We start from the raw sequence: 14,394 nt of genomic DNA, 5'->3' as shown, positions 1-14,394 counted from the left end.
CATTTCACGGCTTCGGCGCGCCACAGCTCTTTTCAAAAGCTTCCTCCATCAGCTGCGGCTCACGCGTCTTGTGCACCCCGCCCTCAGAGTCAGCCAGCCGGTTGATCATCTGCTTGAGCTTGCTGCCCTCGCTCACGATCTTGCCCGCCTTGATGTCCGCTTCGGTGAACTTGGCGAAAAGAATCTCCTGTTCGTCCTTCTCATACCTCCCCCGGTCATAGGTCACGTAAATAAAACCGTTCTCTCCTTCGGTGCCATCCGGGTAGCTCACACGCTGCCGTTCATCCACCATCAGCTTGTGCGGCCACGTTTTGCCATCGTCCTCGGAAAGCATCGCCGTCATGCGGTCACGTCCTCGCGGCACATTATTCAGCACCAGCAGCAGCGCGCCGGACTTCAGCTTGCGCAAAAAGAAGCGCGTGTTGAGTCCTCGCTCTTTGGTAAACGGCCCTTCATTCACCCACGTCACCCCATGATCAAACGACTCCGCCTGCGCGATGCCATACGTCGTTCGTGCCATCATGATGAGGCTGCCGTCCTTGCGCTCCACCGCCATGTGCTCCGCAAACGAGACATCCTTGATGCTGAACTTCGATAGAAACTCAAAACTCTTCCCCTGATCGTGCGACACATAAAACTGCGTCCGCGTCCCTTGCTTCGTCTCCTGATTGTTGTCGATCGGCCGCAGCCAGTCGCCATTGGAAAGAACGGTGGGTTTGTTGAGCCCCAGCCCGAAGCCCGCCAGCACCGGCGCATTCCATTTTGGCATCGGGTCGTCAGGGTTCTCACAGCAGAACCCCCACTCCGAGCGGATGCCATCGGCGTGTTTGACCTTCAAAATGCGAAACACAAACCACCAGAGTCGCCCTTGAGGATCAATCCACACATGCGGATCGCCCGTGCTGCCTTCGAAAAACGTCGTCGGATCGTAAACCGCCACGGGATTGGACCAAGTCACACCATCATCATCGCTGGTCACCAGCAGCGCATGATTCCCGCTGCTCCCCTCGCTCAGCGGCCCCGCATACCACGTGGCCCACAGCCGGCCTTTCGCAGTGCGCTCGATGCTGGGAATGCCCTGCCACATGCGCATGCGCGGCCAGTACTTCGGCCCAGGGTTCACCTTGATCACGGGCGGCGTCCGCGTGGTCACGCCGAAATCATCCGGAACCAAAGAGGTCGCCGGACTGTTCGGCGGGGCGGCCGCTATCGGTGGCGCTTGTAGAGAAAGCAGCGTCAGCAGCAGGGCAGCTGGGGTGGTGAACCGTTTCATTTGGATTTTGAAGTTGTGCTCACGTTTCCGCCAGGATCGATGCTCAGCACGCATCCTGCCTCCAGCAGCACCCGCTGCACAAGCGTGGGATCCAGCGCACGGGGCTGCACATGGTGTTGAATCGCCAGCGCTGCGATGGCCCCGACGGCCTGTCCCATCAGCATCGTATGCGGCTGCAGGCGTGTCGCTCCGTTCACCATGCGCGATTGCGAGATGTTTTTCTCAGCTGGCAGAAATCCGTCCACCTTCTCCGGAATGAAGCTTTCAAACGGGATCGCAAAGGGCCCCGAGCCCTTGCCACCAAACTTGTCGGGAATGTCGGACTCGCGGTCAAGCTCCAGCTCCAGCCAGGGCTTCGACATCGAGCCGTGCATGTCCACCGGATAATCCCCGAGCGCGACCGTGTGCGGAAACTGCACCGGCCTGCCGTTTTTGCGTTCGATCTCTCGGGCCGTCATCGTGTGCAGGCCCACGATGCGCCGGCTTTCCCTCACATAGGGCATGATGGAAAAATGATAAAAAATCGCGCGATACGGCACGAGTTCAGGTCTCTCGGCCAGCCACGCATCAATGGCCGCACGGTTATATGGCGTGTCATAGCCTTCGTCATTCGCCACGGACCAGTCCGTTTTTCCCAGCGTGTGCTGCATGAAATAAAGCAGGTGCAGCGTCTTCAGCCGCATCGCCCGGTTGGTCACCTCGCGGCGTGCCGGGTCTTCGATCTCGGCCACTGTCGCTCCATAGTCATTGTTGTAGTTGAGATGCGTGCGCGTGATCGGCGGCGAATCACCGGCGCGCGAGCTGTCAGGCATGCCTCGGTAGCCAATGAAGGTGGCCCACGTCCACGGCTTGCCCTGGGGGGCAATCTTGTCGCCATCCACCAGACTCTTCGCGAAGGCCGCATGAACCCTCTCCGTATACCCCGGTGGCGGTTGGAGGATGCGCAGCTCTTCAGGCACTCCCTTCGGATACTGCTTCACCACCGCCGTCCAGGTGTTGTCCTGCACCCGGCGCTTCAGGTCGATGCCATCGCTTATGCAGTTGCCCACGCGGTAGCGTGCGCCGGTCAGCGGGATCACATCCCCCCACTCCGTGGCATCAATCAGCATGCTGCATTGGATCGTTCGCGGCTGCCCATTCTTTTCAGAGCCCCCCGCCACTTCCACGCCTGTGACGGTGCCATTCTCCTTCATCACCTTCGTCACTCGCGCACGCAGCACCAGATCCAGCACACCTTGCCCGCGTGCATCGCCCAGCAGCACGTGCAGCAGATGCCGGCCCACGCGCGGTTCCAGGCACGTGTGGCTGTTCCAGTAAGCCGTCATGTGGTTGATGCCCAGCGCCTGATAATGCGCTGCCACCAGCCCGCACCATTCGCGGTAAATCCCCCGCTTGCGCACCAGCGTGCCACCCTCATCCATGGAGGTCACCGCCGCCGCATTCATCTGCCCGCCGATCCAGTCCGTCTCTTCCAGCAGCAGCACCGTGCATCCCATGCGCGCCGCCTGCACCGCCGCTCCGCATCCACCCGTGCCACCGCCTGCGATCACCACATCATAGCTGTTCTTCAGCTTCTCCAGCGGCGTAGCTTCCAGCGGCGTGGCACTCGCAGATTTCGGTGGCTCCACCGGCAGCCTTCCCGCAGCGCGGGCCAGCACGATCGCCACATTGCCGCCGCCGCACACACCTCCCGGCACCGCATTCTTCCTCCAGAAGTCCGGCGTCCCGATCAGCCCGCGCTCAATAAAGACGCCAATGGCTTCCTCCGTGGTCTTCACCGGTTTCATCACCTTCGCCAGCTCGACCAGCAGCACCGCCACCTTGGCCCCGTCACACTTGCCCTCTGGAACAGCATGCTTCAGCCAGTAATCCGGCTCACTGAGGATGCTCCGCTTCTGCAGCGCAGCGATGTTGTCCCGCGTGCTTTCGGGTTCGGCGGACACCACTGGCAAAGCCAGCAGCAGTGCGATGCTTAAAGTCTTTAATGAGAGGTGCATGGTGAGATAAATTGGAAGAACCGTCTCACCAGCTTGCCAGCGGATTCTCCTGAGTGTCGAGAGGAAAGCTCACACGCTCACCTTGCCGTACATGGGAGGCCATCACCGCCGTGATCATCTCCACCGTCAGGCGCCCGTCTGTACCACTGCACAGCGGCTGCAGGCTTTTGTCTTCAATGCAGGCGATCAGATCCAGCGCACCCGTGGCATGACTCATCACCTGCCTTCCAATATCGGCCACAGGCTCCGCCTCGCCCACACCCGCCGCACTGATCGGAACCCACGCGCGTGGCTCCTTCATCGGCTGAAACGGACTTCCCGCACACAGATGCGCCAGCGGCGTCTGATCCACGCGAATGTCCATGATGCCCTTCGTCCCGATGAGCTGCAGCCCAAAACCCACCTTCGGATCTCCCGCCTCCTTGATCGAGTCGAAGTAAAACGGCACGCCCGATTCCAGATCAAATCGCGCATGCACCTCATTCCCAGCAATCGGGCCAAAATCAACTTTGGTGCGGATCACATCGGCCTGCGTGATCGGCTTCCCGTCCTGCATGATCGCAGCAGAGCAGGCCATCGGCTTGCCAGCGAGAAACACCCCCAGATTCAGCACATGTGATCCGAGCACCCACAGGTCCTCCATCCCGCCACGCCTGTCTTCCTTGCCACGCCCGCGCAGTTCCAGCAATCGCCCAATCACACCCTCTTGAACCAATCGCTTCACCACCGGCAGAGTGGGATGCCAGCGGTTCCGATGCGCCAGCGCCAGCTTCACACCATGCTTCTCACAAGCAGCAATAATCTCATCCGCCTCCGCCAGCGTGCGGCAAAACGGCTTCTCCAAATAAATGCCCCGTGCACCGGAAGCCGCCGCTGCCAGCACCATGTCACGGTGCATTCCCATCGCCGGACCAATCGCCACCAGATCAGGCTTCGCCTTGGCGATCTCATGATAATCCGCAAACCCCTGCGTGATGTTCAGCTCCTGCAAAGTCGCCTCCAGCTTCGCCGCATCAGGATCAGCCGCAGCCACGATCTCCGTTCCCGGCACCTTCAGCCACATCGTATCCAGGCTGTGCCCATAGCTCCCCTTGTTGCCCAGAACGACCACGCGCCATTTGCGCGCAGGTTCCACGGCATGGGTGGCAAGAGCAAGGCTGGAAGCAGCGGCCATAAAATGTCGGCGGTTCATGACTTTCACAGCTTCGACCCCGTCATCTTCGTCCACGGGCTCCACGCCCCCATCGCATGCTGCAAAATCTTGCGCTTCCAGATCTTGTTCATGCAAAACGCATGCAGCGTGTCCTTGTCCTTCCCTCCGATCACCACCGCCGTCACACGGCTCCGATCCGGCACCGGCAGAATGATCTGCGTCGGCCCGTCATCCGCGCTGATCTGCACCCCGCTCTTCGTCGCAATGAACTGCCGTCCCTCAATCGAATAGCACACACACTCAGGCCCCGCGTCATCATCCCAGTCCGCCACATGCAGGTGGAAAAAGCGCTCCTTATTTTTGAGCGTGCCATCTTCGTCAATCTGATAACTATAGGCCCACTTCGAGTGCCCCTCCGCCACAGTCAGCAGCCACTGGTCCGGCCGATACGCCATGCCTGTGGCAAACTTGATCCCCTTGTCCACCAGCGTCTTCTTGCCGTCCTTGATCAGCCACACCGTGCCCTCCTCCCTCGGCTTGTCACCATTCGTCGTCACATACAGCCTGCCGTTCGGCATCGCCAAAATGGAGTGCCCCAGAATGCCCTCCATCACCACGCTGCCCGCACCACTCACATCAAAGCTCATCAGCTTCCCCGACTTCTCGGAGATCGTGTAAAGCTTCCCATCCGCACCCATCGTCACGCAGTGCGCATTCGTATCCTTCACAAATTCGCTCACCTTCCCATCCAGCCCGATCCGGTGAATCTTGTTGTTCGACGTGTCCGCAAAAAACACCTCGCCGCTCTCACTGCACGTCGGCCCGCGCGTGCTCTTGAAGCCCTCCGCCAGCAGCTCCCACCCTTCGCCGGGAATGATCACCTCCTGCGCACGCGGCGCACTCGGCCCCGCCTTCACGCGCTCCGGCCAGCCCTTCCATAGAAACGCCATCGCCTCCAGATAGTTCTCCGCATACCCCGCCACATGGCGGCCCTCAATGCTGCGGAACTGATAGTCATAGCCTGAAAATTTCAGCGCCTTGTCCATTTCCAGATCAATCAGATACCAGTCACCCGCGCAGTTCTCCATGTCATGCGTCGCCGTGGTCAAATACGCGCGGATCGGCTTCGCCTCAAACTTGCGCACCATCGTCGGAAACTCATGCCCGCCACGAAACGCCACCCAGCTCCCGCTCGCCGCATACACACGGCTGAACGCCTCAGGCCGGTGCCACGCCGCCGTGAAGGCCGCAATGCCCCCGCTGCTCCCACCCGAGATGCACCGGTCATTGCCATCCGTGGACATCTTCAAATCAAACTCCTTCGCCACAAACGGCAGCAGCTCATCATTGAGGAAGCGCACATTCTCATCGCCCACGCCATCATACTCCAGATCGCGATTCCGCCGGTCCATCGTGCCCTTCATCGGCGCTGGCAGCGAGCCCGGCTTCACAAACACCCCAATCGTCACCGGCATCTCCTTCGTGGCGATCAGCGTCTCCATGAAAGTCTTCTCCCGCGCATTGTAGCCATCCGTCTTCACATACACACACGCAGGCTTGCTGCCATCATACTGCGCCGGGATAAAAACCGTCACATCACGCACCGTCCCTGGGAAAACCTTGCTCTGGTTAAACTGCGTCTGCTTGATCATCCCCGGCAGAATCTCCTCCGGCTTGATCACCGGCGGCACATACGTCGGCGCTGCCACCGCAGCCCCATTCCCCGCGATCGCACTCCCCGCCAGCGGTTTGATCTGCCACTGCAAATGCTGATCATTCGAATTGTGCTGCCACAGGTCGATCTTCGCCCCCGGCTCCTTCTTTCCACCCAGATCATCCATCCCCTGCGCCGGTGCATGCTTCGGAATGATCGAGTAAGATCCCGCCTCGTTCTTCTTGATCTGCCACAGCTGCCAGTCCTTGCCACTGTCCGCCTCCAGCACAATGCCCGTCCCATTCTTCACTCCGCCCTTGTCCGCCGCCAGTGTCAGCGTGCTGCTGTAAGATGGCTTGATCGCATAAAAGCCCTCGCTCTTCGGCACGATCACCCACTTCTGGTTCGGCTTGCCCGCCGGATTGCCAATCGACACCCGCGTTCCCTCCGCCGTCCCCGCGTCCACCGCCTCCAGCACCATCGCGGGCGCGCTTACCGGCACGATGACATAGGCTCCCCAGTCTTCTGCGGAAAGTTGTGTGGTAAATCCAATGGCTGCGGCCAGGAAAGAGCGGCGGAGTGTGGCAAGAGACATCATGGGGGAGGGGAGTGAAAAAGAGGGAATGAAACGCGGAGCATACCGCATTCATTCCCTCCAAAATCGTCAATCTTCAGTGGCTTCAGCTTTTTCGGCGGCCTTGCTTTTGCCTGCCTACTTCACCACAGCCTTCACCGGCACCACCGTCACTTCCGCCTCCGGCACCAGCGTGATTTGCACGTCCGCACCCTTCAGGTACTTGTCGAAAAAGTTTTGCATGAGCTGGATCACAGCGGGTTTGTTAAACGCAGGCCCGCCATGGCCGGAGCCTGGGAGCTTCTGCAGCCAGACTGCCACACCCTTCTCTTTCAGCACCGCCGCAAACTCCTCGCTCTGTGCGTAAGGCACCAGCGTGTCATGCGTCCCATGGAGAATCACAAACGGCGGATTGTCTTTGGAAACGTAATGCACCGGGCTCACAGCATCAGCCTTCGTTTTGTCGTCCAGCTTCGTTCCGATGAGCGAAGAGTAGGGATCAGCAGGCGTGTTAAACTGGAAGATGTTCTTCACATTCTTGTCGTCCGCAGCTTGCTGCACCACAGTGCTGAAGTCAGAAGGGCCAAAGATGTCGCACACAGCCTGCACGCGATCAGACTGCTCCTCATTGCCGCCAATCTTCGGAAAGACATTCTTTCCGCCTGACGTGCCAACGAGCGAGGACAAATGCCCGCCCGCCGAGCCACCCACGACTCCGACATGTTCGGCGTCTAGGTTATACTCCTTGGCATGCGCACGCAGCCAGCGGATCGCCGCCTGACAGTCCTGAATCTGCGCCGGGAATTTCGCCTTCTGGCTGAAGCGATACTCCACACTTGCCACCGCATAGCCCCGCAGCACCATGGGAGCCACCGCGCACGGATACTTGCTCCCTCCGATCCAGCCCCCGCCATGAATGTGCACCACGAGCGGCAGCGGTTTGTCCGCCGCCTTCTCAGGAAGATAAAGATCCAGCTTCTGCGCCTCGTCCCCATCCGGCACATAGGCGATGTCCTTCTCCATCTTGATGCCTGCCGGCAGTTGTGGAGACTTGGCCTGTCCAAACGCAGGGGCACAGGCAAGCAAAGCCGCGCATGCCGCGAAAACGATCCGGAACGAGAGATAGGAAAGAAGGCAGGATTTCATGTGCTTTGGTCAACGCTCCCGGCCTGACTTCCTAACGAAATGATTCGGATATTGCAGGTGGCGCTCAGAGCTGCGGCGCCGTCCAAAACGTCCCCTCAATCGCCCGGTCATCTTCCTTTGGCCCGTTGAAATAGTAAACCGTCAGCACCCGGCCATCCGGCCGCACCAGACTGCGGGGATAACCCAGGTCGCCATCATAGCCATCCTCACGCAGCACAATCTGCGGCCCCCACGTCATGCCGCCATCCGCGCTGATGCTCGCCCGCATCCCCGAAGGCTTGTGCCGAAAGCCATACGTCACCGCCACGCGCCCATCATGCAGCTGCACCAGCGCCGGAGGATTTCCTCCAATGCCTGTCGCCGCCTTGCCGGTGAATATCCACGTCTTGCCCAGATCACTGCTCCGCCACGCTTCGATGAAGCCCGACACCTTCGGATCCGAACGCCGGATCGTCGTCAAAAGCGTCCCATCCTTCAGCCTCAGCGATGACGGCATGATCGCATACCCACCCTCCATCGGCTCCGGGCCTATGAGCGACACAAGCTTCCAGCTCACGCCACCATCCGTAGTGCGCGCACAGAAGACACGCCCCTCCTTCCCATCGTTCTGCTTCGCACAACTCCCAAACATCAGGCAGTCCTGCTTGCCCAAAACAATCAGATCCGTTCGCGTGCAGATGCGTTCCACACCCTCCACCGCAAACGTGTACGGCCCCTGCCACGTTTTGCAGCGGTCCAGGCTCGTGTAAAACCACGAAGGCCCTGCATGCAGCCCTCCAAAGCGAAACATCAGCGCAAAGTCCGGCGAGGTGAAATCCAGCGGCACCGTCAGCGGCGTAGGTTTCGCTTCATTCTTCGGATCTTTGAAGGGCACATCCTCCTCCGTCTTCCACGTCCTCCCACCATCCATGCTGCGCGCCTGGATTTCATAGCTCGGTTTCGTCCGGTCGATCCGGTGGTCCGTCGTCGTCTGCTTGTACCAAGTTGAGGTAAACCCTGCCACCAGCTCATCACCCCACTGCCACAGCCCATGATTTGCCGGCCAGCCACCGTAGCGCCCGGCCTCCTTGTAAATGATGACATTCTGCTTTTGATCTGCGGGCAGGGCAATGGTGGCTGCTGCTGCCTTTTTCTTCGCGGCGTCGGTGATCTCCAGCTTGGCATCATCGGCTGCAAAGATGTTCAGAGTGAGAAGAGGTGCCACAAACAGGGCACGGATGAGGGAACGAGGTTTGATCATAGGGGTAAAAGATGAAACTCACGGCAGTGCCGCAGCATCACGGAGCTGCAGCTTTCAAAGCAGGCAGGCTCAGCTTGCCAAAGCGGATGGCACGTCGGTGCCGCTTTTCGTCGCCGCTGTCCCACACCGCACGGAATTCACCCGGTGCCACCTGGATGAGTGTCGGGTAGGAGTTGTGCACGCCCTCATCAAAGAAAGTCTGCTCTGGTCCCCACTGACCGGCTTCGCTGCATACCTTGTAACGCAGCGCCATGCGGCCAAAGGCAGGCCCGTCATTGTAAACATACAGCAGCCGCCCGTCATCACTGCGGCCAAACCAGGCCTCCGAAACCGAGTTCCACAGCTCCGGCTCTTCCTGCGCCACGCTCCAGGTCATGCCGCCGTCTTCACTGGTGCTGGACCACGCCCGTGGCGGATTCAGTGCGCCACCGTCCATCAGCTTTCCTTCCGGTGTTCCCGTGGAGGTTCGCATCACCATCTTCAGCCTGCCCTTCTTCGCATTGCTCACCACGATCTGCCCCTCATGCAGGAACGTGCTGTTCCCCGGAGGCAGCGGCACATAGCCTCCCAGGCGCCAGTTCAGCAGGCTGGTGCTTCGCAGCACAAAATGCTCGCGGGTGCCATGCGGATCCGCCCGCCGCGTGTTGCGGTGCGCAGGCATCACATACACCGCATGACCATTTTCCTCGATGCGCTGGATCTCGCCCAGAATGACCAGCGGCCCGGTGTAGTGCATGGCCAGCTCCACAGGATTCCAGGATCGGCCTCCATCGCCACTGTAAGCCGCGGCCAGGTGCGAGTCCTCGCTGTCCGCATAGTTCAGCGGGCAGCGCATGGCAAAGCACCACAGCACGTCCTGCCCTGGCGGCTTGTACAGCACCGCATTGCAGTAGCCAAACTGCATGGCACCATGCCGCTCCGTGCTGTCAAAAATCGTGCTTGGGATGCTCCAGTTCTGACCGTCATCGGTGGAGACCACGGCATCAATGCTGCCCATGTCCATCTTTCCTGGGATGCCCAGCTGGTAGGCCGCCACGAGATGCTTCTCTTTCCACAGTGCCAGGCTCGGCTGCCCCAGCAGGGCGGCCCGGGGTTCTTGTTCGGCGGTGCGGATCACACGCACGTCACGCACATCGCCGGTGTCCGCCATGCAAACACACGGCAGCAAGGCTGATAACGAGAGGCTGGTGGCATAAAGGCAGGCTTTGATGCGAAGCGGAATCATATCAAGGCCCCAGCAGATGATTGCGGCGCGCCTTCCAGTAGGCCGCCAGATGGTAGATGATGCCGCAGCTGGAATTATGCTCGTAGTCGAAGCCCCGGATCAGTCCTGCCAAAGCGGTCTGTTGGGCATCGGAGACTGAAGTCGGATCGACCATCAGCAAAATCAACGCCGACTCGCCGGCCTCCCGCGTAATGTGCCATATTTCCCGATACGGACCCCATTGCGGATTGGGATAGCCCTTCTGGTTCTTCCACACAGAGACATGCCGCCAGTCAGGCCCGAGCATGCGCATGTCTTCCGGGCTCTTTTTGCCAATCTGTGAGAGCACGCTGGTGAAGCGCTTCGCCGCGAGATCGCGCACATGCGTCATGCGCGTATGGATCGTCGCCTTCAGCTCGGCATCCGGTTCCAGCTCATGCAGCACCTCCAGCGAGCACTGCATCTGCAGCAGCGCATAGGCCGGCTTGTTCTCACCGGGGTTTGCCGATTGCGCGATGGCATCCGCCGCATAGCGCCGCCACTCTTTGCGGTACCGCTCATCACGCGTCACATCCCACGCCGCCGCATAGATCATGGGCAGTCGCGCCGCCTCATGCGGCTGCACATTCCACATCCGGCAGATGCCCAGCGGGCAGCGCTCACCGTCAGCGCGGCAGAAATCAAAGTCGTTCTCCGGCGTGACGAACTTGATCATCCGCTCGGCCACATCCGCAAGCACCACCCGAACTTGCTTCTTCGTCGCCTCATCCGGCAAAGGACTCCGATAATACTGCCACAAGCCATGCGCGAAGTGGGTCACCTGATCGCGGGAGGAGTTGATGTAAACACTCTTGCCATCTTCCGGGCACACATTGCGTGCCACAAATCCGCGCACGCCATGCACCGTGGCGCAGCGCTTCAGCCCGGCGAAAACACCGGCCGCCTTCTCGCGCAGCGTTTCATCGTGAGTCACCGCAAAACGATCACACAGCACGCTGAGCATGGCACCTCCCAGAATCGCGCCATCCTCCATGCCTGTGCTGTAGCCACAGGGATTGGGGTACTGGCGTTTGACCTCTTCCGCAGTCGGCAGATGCGCCTGCTCTTTGCCTGGATCGTAGCTGCTCAAGTAATCCCCAAAGGTCTGCACTTTGGAGAGATAAAACCGGCTCCATGCCACATCCCAGGCCTGGCCAATCTGGCTGGCGACCTTCGCATCAGCCGATGACGCCAGTTCCTGTGCGGGTGCGTGGATCGCAACGACCGTCGCAAGGATGAAGAAAAGAAACAGGTGCTGTTGCATGTCGTCAGCGGTGAATCATTTCGGCCACTGGCCGTTCACGATGGGTTTCAGCACAAGCTTGGCGGGATCAATGACCACGTGCTTCGCCTTCTGGCGCTTCCACGTGTAGGTGATGTGGACGAGTCCATCGCTCGTCTGAATGATCGCCGGATAGCTGAATTCTCTCTTGGGCTCATCTTCCAGCACCAGCGCCGCCTCCCATTCCTTGCCATCCTTGCTGACCGCGAGGTTCAGCGGGCTGCGCCCCTTGGCCGTGTGATTGTAGATCAGCAGATGCCGCCCGTCCTTCAGTGTCACCGCATCCGTGCCGGAGTTAGGATTCGGAAGTTCCGTCATTGAAATCTCACCCCACGTGCGCCCTGCATCCTCAGAGGAAATTTGAAACACCTTTCCCTGACGCGTCCGGCCCACCGCCTGCAGTTTGTCACCACCCAGAAAAAGTATGCTCGGCTGAATCGCGCTCACCACCAGGCCATCATGCAGCAGCTTCGTGCGCTCCCAGGTTTTGCCCAGATCCGAAGTGCGCTCAAAGTAGATGGCCCACGCGCTCGGCTTCTTGTCCGTTTCATTGCTCGTTGGGCAGAGAATGTCCCCGTTCGGCAGTTGCACCGGCTTGTTTTTGATCGGCCCATAGATGCCCTCGGGCAGTTTCTGCGCTGCCGACCACGTCTTGCCGCCATCCTTGGAAGTTTTGAGTTCCCCCCACCACGTGCTGGGCGAAGGCCCCACCTTGTAAAACAGCATCAGCGGCGCGTTGCGTGGCTGAAACAGCACCGGATTCCATGTCGGGTGGCGCGTGCCATCAGCCTGCACGCCATTCGCCGTCTCCACGCTCTCCGTCCACTTCCCGTCTACCAGTCTGGACACCCAGATGCACACATCCGGATTCTTTTCCGCCGTGCCGCCAAACCACGCCGAAACCAGCCCCGTCGGTGTTTCGACAATGGTCGTGGCATGGACCGAGGGATAAGGCCCGGTATCATAGATGAATTCGGATTTCATAACACCAGGCTGCGCCTCCTTGGCCTTCAGCCATTCCCAGGAGGTCAGCTCACGGCTGTCATCAATCTTGTGCCACACCACCACAGCCGCCTGACGTGCAGCGTCTGCGTCCGTCACATTGAGCACCAGCTTATAATTCATCCCCGCCACGACCTGTCTTTCCCCGCTCTCAATGCCCTGCAGCTTGAGCTTCGGATCATGAGCTTTCACCGCAAACTCCGCCGCTGCCACCGCCTCCTTGTCCGTGGGTGAAACAGCACTGAATCCTCCGGCAATTTGGGCGCGGAGATGGCAGGTCAGCAGCAGGGTGGCGGCAAAGCAAAGCAGCGAAAAGGATTTCATAGGATGGAGTGTGATTTCAGAGAACAATGCGTTCGACTTCGATAAGTGGGTGGTGGCAAAAGTTGACAAGAAAGGCGAGTTTAAGGTCGGTCGCTTTGAGATAGTTTTGGACTTGAGCCCGATGAGCATCCGTCAGCTCTTTGACTGCCTTTAGCTCCACTACAATTTTGTCATAGCAGATAAAATCTGGAATGTAGGTGCTTTTGAGCGGGATGCCTTTGTAGTCGAGTTTTAAATTGGGTTGCGCAGTGGCGGGCAGACTGGACATCCGAAACTCAATTTCCAAGCATTCTTGATACACGGGTTCAAGGAATCCTGCGCCTTTGTTCCTATAGACTTCGAAAAGGCATCCACGGATGGCAAAGCTTTCCTCAGGATAGATCAGCTTGGGGTTCATGAATGGGCAGAAAATAAGAATCAAAAACCACGGAATACACAGAATACACTGAAGAAAAGAACGGTTTGGTTTCCGTGTATTCTGTGTATTCCGTGGTTAAAATCATGCCTTGATCAAATCAAGGTTCACGAGTCTTTCACGAATGATCGCACGTTCCGGGTCACGGAAACGGTGAAACGGCTCCGCCATGTGGTCTTCGCAGATGCCCAGCAGCGAGAGCCCGCACTTGATGCCCTTGATGATCGCCGACTTGTGCCGCCCCACCGTATAAATACTTCCCGCCAGCTGCATCACCTTGGCATGCAGCTCCCGCGTGAGCTTCAAATCCTGGGCCGCTGCGGCCCGATACATCTCCACATAAAGCTTCGGATGCAGATTCGCCCCGCCATTGATGCCTCCATGCCCACCCAGCAGCACAGCCTCAGCCGTCAGTTCCTCCGGCCCCACCAGCACACTCCAGTCGGCACGCTGCTTCGCCACTTCCATCAATCGGTGGAAATAGATCATGTCGCATGAGCTGTCCTTGACCCCGCAGATGCCGGGCATGTCCAGCGCCCGGCGCACCAGGTCGATCTCAAAGCTCACCTTCGTCAGCCCGGGCATGTTGTACAGAAACATCGGCAGCGGCATCTCCGCCACGAGATCCTGAATGTATTCTTGCAGTTCCGGCGGCGCGGCAGGGAAGTAATACGGCGGCGCTGTGACCACATGCGTGGCTCCTGCCTCGGCACTATGCCTCGCCAGGTTCACGCTCTCAGTGAACGACGTATCCGTAATTCCCACCAGCACCGGCACACGGCCCGCCGTTTGCTTGCAGGTGCGCTCAATCAGTTCCCGCCTCAGCCGATAGCTCAGACTGGGCCCTTCACCCGTGGTGCCGAGAATGAACAATCCGGACACTCCACCACCGATCAGGTGCTCGATCAATCGCTCCAAACCGGCGCAGTCGAGCGTGTCGCGATCACGCAAGGGAGTGATGAGGGGTGGGATGATGCCGGAAAGAGGTTGGGACATATCCTAACAAGTGACTTCCGAGGCCGCCAAATAGCAACCCGCCAGTGCGTCGAATGTTTGCCGGTGAAATGACGATTCTTGACCCTTTGTCGCAA

11 protein-coding genes are annotated in these 14,394 nt (G+C 59.4%); all 11 read right to left on the bottom strand.

Annotation, left to right across the window (positions count from 1 at the left end; translation table 11 throughout):
- Window positions 1-4 precede the first annotated feature (4 nt).
- The 11 genes from AC24GY_RS12600 to AC24GY_RS12550 all read right to left on the bottom strand — a co-directional run bounded on the left by AC24GY_RS12600 (window position 5) and on the right by AC24GY_RS12550 (window position 14,299).
- Window positions 5-1,273, bottom strand: coding sequence for a sialidase family protein (locus AC24GY_RS12600; RefSeq protein WP_487683317.1), 1,269 nt, complete (start codon window positions 1,271-1,273; stop codon window positions 5-7).
- Complete coding sequence (locus AC24GY_RS12595; protein WP_487683315.1) at window positions 1,270-3,270, bottom strand: FAD-dependent oxidoreductase; 2,001 nt, start codon at window positions 3,268-3,270, stop codon at window positions 1,270-1,272. Before AC24GY_RS12595 ends, AC24GY_RS12600 begins: the two co-directional genes overlap by 4 nt.
- Before the next feature lie 25 nt (window positions 3,271-3,295).
- Window positions 3,296-4,462 (bottom strand): Gfo/Idh/MocA family protein, encoded by a 1,167-nt coding sequence (locus tag AC24GY_RS12590; protein ID WP_487683313.1) that lies wholly within the window; start codon window positions 4,460-4,462, stop codon window positions 3,296-3,298.
- A 5-nt stretch (window positions 4,463-4,467) separates the two neighbouring features.
- On the bottom strand, window positions 4,468-6,675 hold the full coding sequence (locus AC24GY_RS12585; RefSeq protein ID WP_487683311.1) for an RICIN domain-containing protein: 2,208 nt from the start codon (window positions 6,673-6,675) through the stop codon (window positions 4,468-4,470).
- Window positions 6,676-6,789: 114 nt separating this feature from the next.
- Window positions 6,790-7,797: an alpha/beta hydrolase fold domain-containing protein gene (locus tag AC24GY_RS12580; RefSeq protein ID WP_487683309.1), complete on the bottom strand. Its 1,008-nt coding sequence runs from the start codon at window positions 7,795-7,797 to the stop codon at window positions 6,790-6,792.
- Window positions 7,798-7,861: 64 nt separating this feature from the next.
- Complete coding sequence (locus AC24GY_RS12575; protein WP_487683307.1) at window positions 7,862-9,037, bottom strand: sialidase family protein; 1,176 nt, start codon at window positions 9,035-9,037, stop codon at window positions 7,862-7,864.
- A gap of 37 nt (window positions 9,038-9,074) precedes the next feature.
- Window positions 9,075-10,262 (bottom strand): sialidase family protein, encoded by a 1,188-nt coding sequence (locus tag AC24GY_RS12570; protein WP_487683305.1) that lies wholly within the window; start codon window positions 10,260-10,262, stop codon window positions 9,075-9,077.
- Window position 10,263: 1 nt separating this feature from the next.
- Window positions 10,264-11,391, bottom strand: coding sequence for a hypothetical protein (locus tag AC24GY_RS12565; RefSeq protein ID WP_487683644.1), 1,128 nt, complete (start codon window positions 11,389-11,391; stop codon window positions 10,264-10,266).
- Between the two features lie 168 nt (window positions 11,392-11,559).
- Window positions 11,560-12,888, bottom strand: coding sequence for an exo-alpha-sialidase (locus tag AC24GY_RS12560; protein WP_487683303.1), 1,329 nt, complete (start codon window positions 12,886-12,888; stop codon window positions 11,560-11,562).
- A gap of 16 nt (window positions 12,889-12,904) precedes the next feature.
- A complete protein-coding gene (locus tag AC24GY_RS12555) occupies window positions 12,905-13,285 on the bottom strand; it encodes a GxxExxY protein (protein ID WP_487683301.1) in 381 nt (126 codons plus the stop codon).
- A 102-nt stretch (window positions 13,286-13,387) separates the two neighbouring features.
- On the bottom strand, window positions 13,388-14,299 hold the full coding sequence (locus AC24GY_RS12550; RefSeq protein ID WP_487683299.1) for a dihydrodipicolinate synthase family protein: 912 nt from the start codon (window positions 14,297-14,299) through the stop codon (window positions 13,388-13,390).
- Between the last annotated feature and the right edge of the window lie 95 nt (window positions 14,300-14,394).

It is taken from the genome of Prosthecobacter sp. Pr1, assembly GCF_057652315.1.
The sequence above is the reverse complement of the archived record's forward strand: the minus strand, read 5'-3'. Positions and strand labels throughout refer to the sequence as shown.